Source organism: Phyllobacterium myrsinacearum, from assembly GCF_014138285.1.
In the GTDB taxonomy this organism is placed as follows: Bacteria; Pseudomonadota; Alphaproteobacteria; order Rhizobiales; family Rhizobiaceae; genus Phyllobacterium; species Phyllobacterium myrsinacearum_A.
This window is the reverse complement of the sequence record NZ_JACGXN010000007.1, coordinates 180,337-193,846: the sequence shown is the minus strand read 5'-3', so window position 1 is coordinate 193,846 and position 13,510 is coordinate 180,337. Positions and strand designations below refer to the sequence as shown.

General features: G+C 55.5%; 13 protein-coding genes. All 13 read right to left on the bottom strand.

Going from position 1 to position 13,510, the window contains the following annotated elements; translation table 11 throughout:
- Window positions 1–19 precede the first annotated feature (19 nt).
- The 13 genes from lpxB to rpsB all read right to left on the bottom strand — a co-directional run bounded on the left by lpxB (window position 20) and on the right by rpsB (window position 13,198).
- Complete coding sequence (gene lpxB / locus FHW16_RS19890; RefSeq protein ID WP_182551022.1) at window positions 20–1,201, bottom strand: lipid-A-disaccharide synthase; 1,182 nt, start codon at window positions 1,199–1,201, stop codon at window positions 20–22.
- Window positions 1,198–2,088 (bottom strand): UDP-2,3-diacylglucosamine diphosphatase LpxI domain-containing protein, encoded by an 891-nt coding sequence (locus FHW16_RS19885; protein ID WP_182551021.1) that lies wholly within the window; start codon window positions 2,086–2,088, stop codon window positions 1,198–1,200. Before FHW16_RS19885 ends, lpxB begins: the two co-directional genes overlap by 4 nt.
- The gene (gene lpxA / locus FHW16_RS19880; protein WP_182551020.1) at window positions 2,072–2,905 is read right to left on the bottom strand and encodes an acyl-ACP--UDP-N-acetylglucosamine O-acyltransferase; all 834 of its coding nucleotides are present in this window, start codon (window positions 2,903–2,905) and stop codon (window positions 2,072–2,074) included. Before lpxA ends, FHW16_RS19885 begins: the two co-directional genes overlap by 17 nt.
- A complete protein-coding gene (fabZ, locus tag FHW16_RS19875) occupies window positions 2,905–3,390 on the bottom strand; it encodes a 3-hydroxyacyl-ACP dehydratase FabZ (RefSeq protein WP_182551019.1) in 486 nt (161 codons plus the stop codon). The genes lpxA and fabZ overlap by 1 nt, the downstream gene beginning before the upstream one ends.
- On the bottom strand, window positions 3,383–4,441 hold the full coding sequence (gene lpxD, locus FHW16_RS19870) for a UDP-3-O-(3-hydroxymyristoyl)glucosamine N-acyltransferase (RefSeq protein WP_182551018.1): 1,059 nt from the start codon (window positions 4,439–4,441) through the stop codon (window positions 3,383–3,385). Before lpxD ends, fabZ begins: the two co-directional genes overlap by 8 nt.
- 53 nt (window positions 4,442–4,494) lie before the next feature.
- Entirely contained in the window at window positions 4,495–6,879 is a 2,385-nt protein-coding gene (gene bamA / locus FHW16_RS19865; RefSeq protein WP_182551017.1) for an outer membrane protein assembly factor BamA, read from the bottom strand.
- A gap of 229 nt (window positions 6,880–7,108) precedes the next feature.
- A complete protein-coding gene (gene rseP / locus FHW16_RS19860; RefSeq protein ID WP_432652057.1) occupies window positions 7,109–8,278 on the bottom strand; it encodes an RIP metalloprotease RseP in 1,170 nt (389 codons plus the stop codon).
- A 23-nt stretch (window positions 8,279–8,301) separates the two neighbouring features.
- On the bottom strand, window positions 8,302–9,153 hold the full coding sequence (locus FHW16_RS19855; RefSeq protein ID WP_182551016.1) for a phosphatidate cytidylyltransferase: 852 nt from the start codon (window positions 9,151–9,153) through the stop codon (window positions 8,302–8,304).
- Window positions 9,150–9,869: an isoprenyl transferase gene (locus FHW16_RS19850; protein WP_182551015.1), complete on the bottom strand. Its 720-nt coding sequence runs from the start codon at window positions 9,867–9,869 to the stop codon at window positions 9,150–9,152. Before FHW16_RS19850 ends, FHW16_RS19855 begins: the two co-directional genes overlap by 4 nt.
- Before the next feature lie 40 nt (window positions 9,870–9,909).
- Entirely contained in the window at window positions 9,910–10,470 is a 561-nt protein-coding gene (frr, locus tag FHW16_RS19845; RefSeq protein ID WP_182551014.1) for a ribosome recycling factor, read from the bottom strand.
- A 69-nt stretch (window positions 10,471–10,539) separates the two neighbouring features.
- Window positions 10,540–11,262 carry a UMP kinase gene (pyrH, locus tag FHW16_RS19840; RefSeq protein ID WP_182551013.1) on the bottom strand — a complete coding sequence of 241 codons (723 nt, stop codon included), beginning with the start codon at window positions 11,260–11,262 and terminating at the stop codon, window positions 10,540–10,542.
- A 100-nt stretch (window positions 11,263–11,362) separates the two neighbouring features.
- On the bottom strand, window positions 11,363–12,286 hold the full coding sequence (tsf, locus tag FHW16_RS19835; RefSeq protein ID WP_182551012.1) for a translation elongation factor Ts: 924 nt from the start codon (window positions 12,284–12,286) through the stop codon (window positions 11,363–11,365).
- A 117-nt stretch (window positions 12,287–12,403) separates the two neighbouring features.
- Window positions 12,404–13,198 carry a 30S ribosomal protein S2 gene (gene rpsB, locus FHW16_RS19830; RefSeq protein ID WP_182551011.1) on the bottom strand — a complete coding sequence of 265 codons (795 nt, stop codon included), beginning with the start codon at window positions 13,196–13,198 and terminating at the stop codon, window positions 12,404–12,406.
- Between the last annotated feature and the right edge of the window lie 312 nt (window positions 13,199–13,510).

Below are 13,510 nucleotides of genomic sequence, written 5' to 3'. Positions count from 1 at the left end.
GTTTCGAAAAGCCAGTTCCTCAGGCCTTGTCACGCACGTATTCGAGGACTTTTTCGGCAGCAATTTCGCCGGATGGCCGCTCCGTCTGCATCAACGCTGCTATCTCATCAAAACCTTCAAGCTGCAGAGATCTGGTATAACCGGGTTTCAGCAGTTGTTCGATTTCTCGCGCCAGCGGACCGGGACGAACGAACTGGTTGAAATACTCCTGCACAACCCGCTTGTCGGCGATGATATTGGGCAAGGCTGCGCTCCAGACCTTGATGCGAGGCGCGATGAAAATCCGCGCCAGCCAGTCAGGCCGGTACGACAGAACCGTTGGAATCCGTGCCAGCGCGAGTTCAAGCGATACCGTCCCTGAAGCGGCCAATGCGGCATCGGCTTCCGCAAAGGCTTTCAGACGTTCCGATTCCCCCACCACGATGTTTGGCTGAACTTTCCAGTCAGCCGTGAGCTGCCGCACCAGGGATTCGACTTTGGGAAGCGTCGGCAACGTCAGCCTGAAGCGGTTTCCGCGACTCGACAACAGTTCAATAGCTTCGCCGAAGGGTTTGGAAAGACTAGTAATTTCAGCTCTGCGCGAACCGGGAAGCACGACAATATTGTGTTCAGTTCGGTCGCCGAGACTGTTTTCGCGCGCGCGATTCTGTTCTGCAGCCGCCAGTAGTGGTGCATATGACACAAGCCTATGGCCGACATAGGTGGCAGGCGGGCCGTCGAGATCCTTCAGCGCCTGCACTTCAAATGGCAGAATGGCCAGGACGTGATCGATATAGCTGCGCATGGCCTTGGCGCGTTCCGGCCTCCATGCCCAGACCGATGGACTGATATAATTGATGATCGGAATTGAGGGATCAGCCGCCCGCACCTTACGTGCGACGCGGTGGGTGAAATCCGGACTGTCGATAATCACAAGGCAATCGGGTTTTGCCGCAATGATGGCTTTGGCGAGCTGTGATATGCGACGGATAAGCTGCGGCAGTTTCGTGACGATGGCCGAGAGTCCGACAAGAGCGATTTCATGCTGATCAAACAACGAGTTGAGACCAAGGGCTGAGAGATGGTCACCACCAACACCGGTCAGTGTTACCTCACCCGGATATTGCCGCCTTAAAGCCTGAACCAGATCAGCGCCAAGCAGGTCGCCGGACTCTTCGCCGGTGACGATAGCGAGGCGAAGCGGCTTGGTTGCGGCCATCACGTGGCCTCCTGCGTGAAGGTTTCAATGAAGATACCGGCTTCATTGGCAGCGGCGATCGTCTCGGCATAGCCGAGGATCAGCGTTCGCCGCGCTTCGATGGCGATGCCCTTTAAACCGGCTTTCACCGCATTCTCGACAGTGCTCACGCCAATGGCAGGCAAATCCGCCCGCACTTCCTGCTGGGGTTTGGCACATTTCACCAGAACACCGCCCTTGCGGTTGATGCGCTTGGCGACGCGCAGTTCCGCCACCCGCTGCAGCATTGCGTCGGTGCCCTCCACGCCCTCAAGCGCCACAACGCGCCTGCCCACGGCAATGGCCGCCTGACCAATATCGAGGGAACCGATCATGATCGCCGCCTCCCGGGCGGCCTGCATATTGGCGATGCTTTCCTTGTCCGCCTTCCGCCGGGTGATGGTCCCCACTTCAGGCGCAAGAATATCGGGAACAATCTCGTGGGCACCGACAACCCGGAAGCCATAGGATTCAATGGTCGCAATCACTGCTTTGAGCAGTCCGTCATCGCCAAGGCGAAAAGCACGCATGAAGCGGTACAGCGCAACGAGATTGCCGTTGCCCGGGTGCAGTGCCGCAGAAAATTCCGGCCTATGGCGTATGCCGCCTGCCAGCACGACATTGATGATGTTTTCTGATTTCAGGATTTTCATCAGTCCGCCGAGTTCGACGATCGAGATTTCAGCGTGTTTGCGCGCGTTAATGTCAGGCGATGCCTCGCCCTTGATCGCTATGATCAGGGGATCGGCGCCTTGCTTCTGCAGGCTTTCCGCAATCGCAATAGGCAAAAGCCCATTGCCCGCAACAATCGCAGTGCGGCCAGTAATGGCCGCAGAAGATGCCAAAGGCTGTGTCTTAGCTGTTGTCGTCACTATCGCTGGTCTCGATTCCAGAACCGAGGGGCGGCGTGCAGTAGGCGCGCTTGGTATCCGTCGTGATGAAATCGATCAGATCGGCAACAGCCGGAGAGTCTGCAAAAGCCAGACGCACATCGTCAGCCCGTGCGCGAACCGGTTTGCTGCGATCAAACAACATACGCACCGCGCGGCGCAGATTGTGTATCTCCGGACGGGCCATGCCGGATCGTTTCATACCGACAATGTTCAGACCACCCAGGTAAGCATGATTGCCGATTACCATGCCGTAGGGGATCACATCCAATGCGACTGCGGCAAGACCGCCTATAAAGGCATGATGACCAACGCGAACAAACTGATGCAGCGCTGCACCGCCACCGATGATAACATTGTTGCCGATCGTTACATGGCCGCCAATCATGACATTGTTCGAGAACGTAACGTTGTCGCCAATGTCGCAGTCATGCGCCACATGCGAATAGGCCAGGAACATGCAGTTGTCGCCAACTGTGGTGAAACCACGGCTGCTATCGGTGCCGCGATGCATCGTGACGCCCTCGCGAATGGTGCAATTCTTGCCGATGACGAGCGTGGTGTGACCACCCTTGTGCTTCGTGTTCTGGGGATCACCGCCCAGAATGGCGTGCGGATAGACTTTCGAGCCATCGCCAAGGGTCGTCGCACCCATAATGACGACGTGGCTGAGAATACTGACGTCATTGCCGATGACAGCTTCAGGACCGATGTGGCAGAATGGACCGATACTTACCCTGTCGCCAATTTTGGCGCCCGTCTCGATAATGGACGTGGGGTGAATGCTGGAACTGGACATCAAGCTCCGGTCTCGTCTTCATCAGGGAAACTGACCATGGCCGCGACTTCTGCCTCGGCGACCTTCACACCGTCAACTTCAGCAATGCAGCTATACTTGTGGATGTTGCCGCGCTGCTTGAGCTTGGTCACGTGCAACTTGAGCTGATCGCCGGGAACGACAGGCTTGCGGAACTTCGCATTGTCGATGGTCATGAAGAAGACCTTGCCGGGCTTGCCGCCACCATTGTGGAACAGCACGATTGCGCCGGCAGTCTGGGCCATGGCTTCAATGATCAGAACACCAGGCATGATCGGCAATTCAGGGAAATGTCCGGCGAAATGCGGCTCATTGATACTGACATTCTTGATGCCGGTTGCTGAAACATCGCCGTCAATGTCAACGATACGATCAATCAGCAGAAAGGGATAGCGATGCGGCAGATTTGCCAGAATCTTCTGGATGTCCGCGACACCGAGACTGCTCGCCTGCACATTTTCATTCATCTGAACTGCTCTCCTTCTTGGTTCTGGTCATCGCGCGGACACTCGCGATTTCCCGGAACCATTGCTTGAACGGCTGCGCGGGCGCTCCGGCCCACCGCTCGCCATCCGGAATATCATTCATAACACCACTTGCGGCAGCGATTTCAACGCGTGAACCGATGTTGACGTGATCCTTGATGCCGACGCTTCCGCCCAGCATTGTCATATCACCGAGCACGACGCTGCCGGAAATGCCACATTGCGCAGCAATCACGCAATGGCGCCCGATGCGAACATTGTGGGCAATCTGTACAAGATTATCGATTTTTGTACCTTCACCGATAATCGTATCGGCCAATGCACCGCGATCAACCGTGGTGTTGGCACCGATTTCGACATTGTCCTGAATAATGACCCGGCCGAGTTGGGGCATCTTGTCGAGACCTGCTTTGCCCGGCACATAGCCAAACCCGTCCTGGCCGATGCGCACGCCGGGATGAAGCAGCACACGATTACCCAGAAAGGCGTACTGGACAGAGCAACTCGGGGCGATATAGCAATCGCGCCCAATCTTGCAGCCATTGCCAATTACCACATTGGCGGCAATCACCGTTCCGGCACCGATGGCAACACCCTTGCCGATGATAACGCCGGGTTCGATGGTCACACCTGCTTCAATCTCGGCCGTGGGATCGATAATTGCATGGGGGGAAATACCGGTCTCGTCGCCGCTCCAAAGATGCGCATTGACTGCCCGCGGGTACAGTGCACGGCCAATGGCCGCAAAATCCTGCTGCGGATGACGGCTGACAATAATGGCCACGTTTTTGGGAATGCTGGGTTTGACTTCATCCGTGCAGAGGACACCCGCGGCCTTCAAACCTTCAAGGTTCTGGGCATTCTTCTTGCCATCGATGAAAACAAGTGCATCAGGCCCGGCATCAGCCAGAGAGGCAAGACGTGTGACGGGCCGGTTGGCAAGAGAACTGTCCACGAGAACGCCATTGGTCAGACCGGCGATCTGACCAATAGTCACGTTCAACAGTGGCTCATAAAAGATCGGATCGGCCATCGACTAACTTTCTCCCCCGGGGAAATATGCTCCCCCGGGAGGTCAGCAATCTATCAGAATTTGCTCGACATGCCGAAGTTGAAGTTCTGCACCTGATCGCCTTCAACTTTCTTGACCGGGAAAGCGTAGTCGAAGCGCAGCGGACCGAACGGCGATGCCCACATGATACTTACACCAGCAGACGCACGCCATTCCATGCCATCGTCGGATACATACCGCCTACCGTCTCTATCCTTGAGTTCGTTGCCATAAAGTGTCGCGGCATCGGCAAACAGCGCACCGCGAATACCCAGGCTCTCAGGAACAATCGGCAATGGGAACTGCGTTTCCACACTGGCATTGAAGTAAGTCGTACCACCGAGGAAGCTGCCGTCACTGTCCCGAACACTACCGTCGCGAGGACCAATACCGGCATATTTGAAGCCGCGGATCATCTCCTGATTGTTCTTGAACAGATCGAAGACGCGCAGATCATCGCCAAATCCTTCGATATGACCAGCACCGACACCAACAAGGCCGACGATATCCATTTCCTGCGACAGCGTCTTGTAGTAACTGCCCTTGAATGTCGTCTTCAGGAAGTTGGCATCACCACCGATACCGGCATATTCCTGATTGAACTTGGCGTAGAGACCATCGTGCGGATTCTTGCGATCATCAATAGTGTCATAGACCAATGACCAGCTAACCGATGACTTGATCCATGCACCGCGGTCCGCAGCATCGATAAATGCCTGCGAAATCTGGCTTGGATCTGGCGTGCCATCCGGCAGCTTGGCCTCGTCATCAATCTCATACTTTTCCTGCGTGAGATTGTACGCAACGCCAGCAGTCAGCGTTTCGGTGATTGGCAGACCAAAGCGGATCGTACCACCGGTCAAATCGGTCTCATACTTGTCGTTTACACCGGACTGACGCTTGAAGAGGTCAAAGCCGGCGGAAATACGCTGACCGAGGAAATAAGGCTCGGTGAAGGACAGCGAATAGGTGCGGTTGTTGTTCAGACCACCACCGGCACCGATACGGATATACTGACCACGGCCAAGGAAGTTGCGCTCGGTGATCGAACCTTCAACTGTTGGCCCGGGGCTTTCACCACCGGTCGTATAACCACCACCGATGGAAAACTCACCGGTCGACTTCTCAACGACATCCACAACAAGCACGACCTGATCCGGCTGCGAGCCGGGAGCGGTCGAGATGTTGACAGTCTGGAAGAACTCGAGGTTCTCAAGACGCTTCTTGGCACGCTGGATCAGCACCTGATTGAAGGCATCGCCTTCACTCACATCGAATTCACGGCGGATGACGTAATCACGTGTCTTCTCGTTGCCGCGAATCTCGATGCGTTCGAGATAGGCGCGCGGCCCCTGATCGATGTTGTAGACAACCGAAATCGTGTGGTTTTCGAAGTTGCGGTCGCCACGCGGCTCAACCTTGGCAAAGGCATAACCTTGGCCGGCAACCTTCTCCGACAGCTTGATGATCGAATCTTCGACTTCCTTGGCGTTGTATGTGTCGCCTTCCGAGGTCTGCACAAGTCCACCGAGCTTGGATGTATCGACACCCTCGACGGAGCTCTGGATCTCGACGCCGCCGAACTTGTACTTGTCACCTTCTTCAACCGTGACGGTGATCGTGTACTCGTTGGTCGCAGCATCAAGATTGGCTGTCGACGATATCACGCGGAAATCGGCGTAACCGCGGTTATAGTAGAAGCGGCGCAGCGCTTCTTCGTCGGCGCGCATGCGGTCTTCACTGTACACGTCATTGCGTGTCAGCCAGGATAAAGGATTAGACTTCTTTGTCGAAATCACATCGCGCAGACGGCGCTCACCAAAGGCATTGTTACCGACAAACACGATATTGGCGATCTTGGTACGGTCGCCTTCATTGATCTCATAGACAACATTGACGCGACCCTGACCCAAATCCATCAGGCGCGAACTTACCGTAGCATCGCTACGGCCGACGTTGCGGTAAGCCGCGCGGACAGCCTCGGTATCAGCATCAAGCGTCTGCTGGTTGAACGCGCTACGCGCCTTCAACTGCACGGCATCAGCGAGCTGAGCGTCCTTGATCTTCTTGTTGCCCTGGAAAATGACCTGATTGACCACCTGGTGCTCGGACACAGTGACGACAAGCGTACTGCCGGACTGGGTGATGCGCACATCACCGAACAGGTTCGTCGCGAACAGGCGCTTGGTGGCTGCGTCGATATCAGTATTGGAAAAAGGCTTACCGGGCGTGATGCCGAGATTGTCCTTAACCGTCTGGGCATCCACACGGGTATTCCCGCGCACTTCAATGCGGCTCACAGTTGCTGCCTGAGCTGCTGTAATCCCCGCAACCGTCGTAACGATCGCTCCCGAACTTACAAGAGCCGCTGAAATGGCGAGCGCCGACGCTGCACCAACGAATTTTGAACTTGCCGCCATAGGCCTACTAAACCTTTGTTTCTCGTTGTCCCCGGGCGAGATCCCGGACTAAGCACTTACTCGCACACCGTCATAACCGGTTTTTACATACACGCAAGGCTTACGGTTAAAATCTATTTACTTCACATCAAAGCGTGGCATCCATGCCACGCCATTCGCGGCTTATAGTAAACAGATCATAACGCTTTTCCAGCCCAGCCCTATAATTTTCACTAATGTTTAATTTTCATCACCGACAGGCGAAAAGATCGTTAAACACAACAAATCCCATGAATCCGAGCACCAAAAGGAACCCCATGCGGAAGAAAATCTCCTGAACAGCCGGTTTTACCGGTCTGCGGATGACTGCTTCCACCGCATAAAAGATCAAATGCCCACCATCAAGCGGCGGTAAAGGGAAAAGATTAAGCAAACCGATGCCGATGGACAGCATGGCGGTCAGTTGAATCAGCCAATCGACACCCTGACTGGCTGCCTGCCCTGCCATTGTGGCAATTTTGACCGGTCCGCCAAGCTGACATTTGTCCTCACGCCCTGCAAAGAAGCGGCTGAAGAACTGGCCTGTCCGGGCAATGATGAAACCACTCTCACGCACAGCCTGACCAACTGATTCGATCGGGTTATAGGTAATCCGCCGGAAATTGCCGAGTTCCTGGTTGTTCACGACACCGATGACAGCAATTTTCACCGTGTTGCCCAAGGCATCTTTCTGTTCGGCAAGTTCCGGGGTCGCGGTCAGGTTCACTTCCTGCCCGTTGCGCTCCACAACGAATTTCAGAGAATCGCCTGCCCGGGCTGAAACGTGGCGCTGTACGTCAGCAAATGTTTCTACCTTGTCGCCATCCACGCTGATAAAACGGTCGCCGGGCTGGAATCCGGCCACAGCCGCCGGTCCGCCGGGACGAACCTCGGCGACCATCGGGTCTGCAACCATCCGGCCGTAGAGGGCAAAGAAGACAGAGAAAATCGCAACGGTCAGCAATATATTGAACGCCGGACCGGCAAAGACGGTTGCTGCGCGCTTCCAGACCGGTTGGGTATGGAAGGCAACGGCGCGCTCTTCCGCACTCATGTTTTCTGTCGCGGCAACGGGAGAACTCGCTACGCTTTCATCACCGGCAAATTTGACATAACCGCCCAACGGGATCGCTGATAGCTTCCAGCGCGTACCACTGCGGTCATTGAATCCGAACAGTTCCGGACCGAAGCCGATCGAAAAGGCTTTAACGCCAATGCCGCACCACCGCCCGACGAGGTAGTGTCCCATCTCATGAACGAAGACGACAACCGTTAGTACAATCAGAAAGGGTAAAATCGTACCGATAAGCAAACCGTGCGTGCCGAAAAGATAGCTCAGCGTATCCGTCAAAATGTCCTCCGGGCCCTGTCCAAAACCCATCAGGGGTTACCGAACTTAGCCTGCTAGAAAAGAATATCGTAAGGCGTTTCCGGTTTCACCAGAATTGCCCCGATGAGGTACAGCAATGCCGCCGCGGCCACAAGTCCGTCCACCCGGTCCATCACGCCACCGTGACCAGGAATCATTTGCCCCGAATCCTTCACGCCAAACTTGCGTTTGACCCACGATTCGCCCAGATCGCCGATCTGGGCCGTCACCGACAGGATGAAAGCGATCAGCGGGATGGGAATACCGCCGGCCGGCGTTATGAATGCCGCGCAGGCCACGCCGGCAGCGATACCCGCTGCCGCGCCGCCAATGGCCCCTGCCCAGGTCTTGTTGGGCGAAAAACGCGGCGCGAGTTTTGGGCCACCCAGCGCGCGACCATTGAAGTAGGCAAAAATATCGGTTGACCAGACAACGGCGAACAGAAACAGGATGGCTGCAAATCCATCGCCCGTGTCACCGCGTACGAACGTCAGTGCTATGGACGGAAATCCGGCATAGAGAAGGCCAACCGCCGGCCAAACGCCGAACTGCCGGCCGCCAATCACGGCCACAAGCACGGATCCGGCCAACAATATGGCTATAATCAGCAAACCATTATGCGACAGCATCAAAAGGCCAAGCACAACGATCAGACACGCCCAGGAAACACCGCGCGTGAGGGCATTGGAGCGTGGACCTGTAATGTCTTGCCATTCGTAAAAGACGCCCAATCCGATCACGCAGGCCATCAAAGTGAATGGCAGGCCGCCGACCCACGTCAACGCCACAGCGATCGCGATAAGGACAGCAGCGCTGAGCGTGCGCTTGTGGAGATTGGAAAAACGGCCGGTGCCTTTACCCGGTGCGGATGGCCCTGAAGCCGTCACAGGGCAATTTCCTGCTGATTTACCCCGCCGAAGCGCCGTTCACGCATATGAAATGTCTCAATCGCTTCTGCCAAATGTGCAGCGCGGAAATCCGGCCAGTAACAGGGCAGAAACATGAATTCCGAATAAGCCGCCTGCCAAAGCAGGAAATTGGAAAGACGCATCTCGCCGCTTGTGCGGATGATCAGGTCAGGATCGGGAATATCGGCCGTATCCAGCCGCGCTGAAATGCTCTCGGCGGTTACGTCTTCCTGAGCCAACACACCAGACGCGATATCCGAAACAATCTTCTGAACAGCCCGTGTAATTTCATTGCGCGAGCCATAGTTGAAGGCAATAACAAGTGTGAGCGCCGTGTTCTTTTCGGTCAGGGTCTCCGCTTCCGCCAGAAGTCCGCGGATATCCTTGGCCAAACCTTCCCGCTCGCCAATGATGCGCACCCGCACATTCTCACGGTGAAGATCAGCCAGATCGCGGCGGATGAACAGTTTCAACAGCCCCATCAGGTCCGATACTTCGGATCGCGGACGCGACCAGTTTTCCGATGAGAACGCAAACAGGGTCAGAAATGGAATGCCCATCTTCCCCGCCGCGCGAATGGTTTCACGCAGTGCTTCAACGCCAGCCTTGTGACCAGCTGCACGCGGCAGGCCCCGCGCCTTTGCCCAACGGCCATTTCCATCCATAATGATGGCAATGTGGCTCGGATTGGACATGGCACTCAACCTCCGGTAGTATTAAAGGACTACGAACAGACTAGACCTGCATAATTTCCGCCTGCTTGGCGGCAACAACCTTGTCCATTTCGGTGATCGTGTCATCCGTCAGTTTTTGCACCTTTTCAGACAGAACGCGGTTGTCATCCTGGCTGATGTCACCGTCCTTTTCGAGTTTTTTCAACTCATCCATGCCGTCACGGCGCACGTGGCGCGCAGCAACCTTGGCCTGTTCGACGTACTGATGCGCGATTTTCACCAGTTCCTTGCGGCGCTGCTCGTTGAGTTCAGGCAGAGGAATGCGAAGATTGTTGCCGTCGGTGATCGGATTAAGACCAAGACCCGATTCACGGATTGCGCGCTCAACCTTGCCGACCATGGACTTGTCCCAGACCGATACGGCAAGCATTCGGGATTCAGGAACGGTAATATTGGCAACCTGGTTCAACGGCATGTTCGAGCCGTAAGCTTCCACCACGATCGGTTCCAGCAGGCTCGGCGATGCGCGACCGGTGCGCAGACCATTGAGGTCATGTTTCAATGCCTGCACGGCCCCGTCCATACGGCGCTTCAGATCATTCAAATCGAGTGCATCACTCATGTTCAATGCTCCTATAATCTTTCCGGTATTCTGGCCGGCATTCTGGTCACCTCTTGCGAGGATGACCGATCAATCGTCAGATACGATCGTCGCACGTCCTCTGCCTTGCAGAACTTCCGCAAAACCACCCTTTTCGTGGATTGAATAGACAATTATTGGGATATTGTTCTCTCGCGCAAGAGCCACCGCGGTTGTATCCATAACCGTAAGGCCCCGATCGAGCATCTCCTTGTGGGTAAGTCGGTCAAAGCGCACTGCATTGGGGTCCTTTTTGGGATCAGCAGTGTAAACGCCATCGACCTGAGTGCCCTTGAACAGGGCATCAGCGCCAACTTCAGCTGCGCGCAACGCTGCGGCCGAATCTGTCGTGAAGAATGGATTGCCCGTGCCACCGGCAAAAATCACCACTTTTCCCATGTCCATATAGGCCGTCGCCTGTCTCTGGGAAAAAGTCTCGCACAATTCAGGCATGGCAATGGCAGACAGCACGACTGTGTCGATACCGATCTTGACCAGAGATGTGCGCAGAGCCAGCGAATTAATGACCGTGGCGAGCATGCCCATGTGATCGCCGGTAACCCGGTCGCCGCCTTTGGAAGCAACAGCAACACCGCGAAAAATGTTACCGCCGCCGATAACGACACCGACTTCGACACCGAGAGCACGCGCTTCGGCGATATCACTGGCAATACGGTCGGCAACGGTGACGTCGATCCCGAACCCCTGATCGCCCATGAGAGCTTCACCGGAGGCCTTCAGCAGAACGCGTTTATAGACAGCCGTACCAACCATAAGACCTCCTCAGAGTCGCGCATTTCAGATATTCGAAGTCCGGATACACCAAGGGCACCGCGTTGTCACGCGATGCCCTTTGATTTCGTCAATTGTGAAATTACTTCTTCACAGCTGCTGCAACTTCCGCTGCGAAATCGGTCTCTTCCTTCTCGATGCCCTCACCCAGAGAAAAACGGACAAATGCCGTGATCTTGGCTGGCGCGCCGATTGCCTTTTCCGCATCCTTGAGAGCGGCTTCGACAGTCAGGTCGGGATTGATGACGAAAGCCTGTGAGAGAAGAACAACTTCCTCATAGAACTTGCGCAGACGGCCTTCGACCATCTTTTCAATGATGTTGTCCGGCTTGCCGGACTGGCGGGCGGACTCGGTGAAAACAGCCTTTTCACGCTCGACGGCAGCCGGATCGACTTCTGCCGCAGTCAAAGCGAGCGGGCTGGTCGCAGCAACGTGCATGGCAACCTGACGGCCGAATGCGTTGGCGGCATCCGCATTGCCAGCAGTTTCGATGGCAACGAGAACACCGAGCTTGCCGAGGCCGTCGGAAACACCGTTGTGAATATAGGTTGCAACAACGCCTTCATTGACGCTGAGCGCGGCCGAACGGCGGAACGAAAGGTTTTCGCCGATTGTGCCAACGGCATCCTTGATCGTGTCGACGACGGACTTGCCAGTTGACGGATAGGTTGCGGCAGCAACGGCAGCCGTGGAACCATCAGTGCCGAGAGCAACGCTCGCAACATTGCGAACGATGTCCTGGAACGCGTCGTTACGGGCAACGAAATCTGTTTCGGAATTGACTTCAACAACAACCGACTTCTTGCCGTTCGTTGCAACGCCAACCAGACCTTCGGCAGCTGTACGGCCAGCCTTCTTGTCTGCCTTCGAAATACCCTTGGCACGCAGCCAGTCAACGGCAGCTTCCATGTCGCCATTGGTTTCAGTCAGGGCTGCCTTGCAGTCCATCATGCCAGCACCGCTGATTTCGCGGAGTTCTTTTACCTGTGATGCAGAAATGCTCATTATGTCGCCTCTTCTCAAAGCGAAGGCATACTGGAGAAACCAGCATGCCAACTTTGCGGCGCGTCATGCGCCAATACAATTGTTTTTAGTCACCCGTTACGACGGGTATATGAAGCCTCAAGCGGAGGCTTCACCGTCCTGTGCAGGAGCCTGTGCCGGCTCTTCAAGCGCTGGCTCGACAGGTGCTTCTTCCTGAGCACCGACATCGATGCCGAGCGAACCCTGCTGACGCAGAATGCCATCAAGGGCAGCCTTGGCAATCAGATCGCAATAGAGCGAAATGGCGCGCGATGCGTCGTCATTGCCGGGAATCGGGAAGTCGATCTGGTCCGGATCGCAGTTGGAGTCGATAACGGCTACAACCGGAATGCCGAGACGCTTGGCTTCCTGAATGGCAATCGCTTCCTTGTTGGTATCAATGATGAAGATCAGGTCCGGAATCGAACCCATGTTCTTGATACCGCCGAGGGCGCGGTTGAGCTTCTCGCGTTCACGATCAAGGTTCAGACGCTCCTTCTTGGTGAAGCCCTGCGCTTCGCCCGAAAGAAGTTCGTCCAGCTTGCGCAGACGCTGAATGGAGTTCGAAATCGTCTTCCAGTTGGTCATCATGCCGCCGAGCCAGCGGGCGTTGACGTAATACTGGGCCGAACGGGTTGCCGCATCGGCAATGATGTCCGAAGCCTGACGCTTGGTGCCGACGAACAGAACGCGGCCGCCACGGGCTACGGTGTCCGAAACCTTCTTCAGTGCTGTGTGCAGCAGCGGATAGGTCTGGGCCAGGTCAAGAATGTGAATGTTGTTGCGGTCACCATAAATGTATGGTGCCATCTTCGGGTTCCAGCGATGTGTCTGGTGGCCGAAGTGAACGCCAGCTTCGAGGAGCTGACGCATGCTGAAATCAGGCAATGCCATCTCTTAGTTTTCCTTTTCCGGTTTAACCTCCACAGGAAAGAGGCGGGAGACCCGCCACCGGAGGCCATATCGGATTTCTCCCGATATCAACCCAAATCCCGTGTGTGGAATGAAGCGGCTGTTAATGGATATTGGCGGCAAAGGCAAGAGCAAGCGTGAGAAAAGGCGATTTAAGGAGAATTCATCGGCCCATCATCGATAAATGACTCCGCAATGGCCAATCTCAAGAACCAAATGATAAGGCGCTTTCCTCGCAAATCGCAAATGATGCGATAGTTGCCGACTCTAGTAGCGCCATAGCCCACCAAGTGA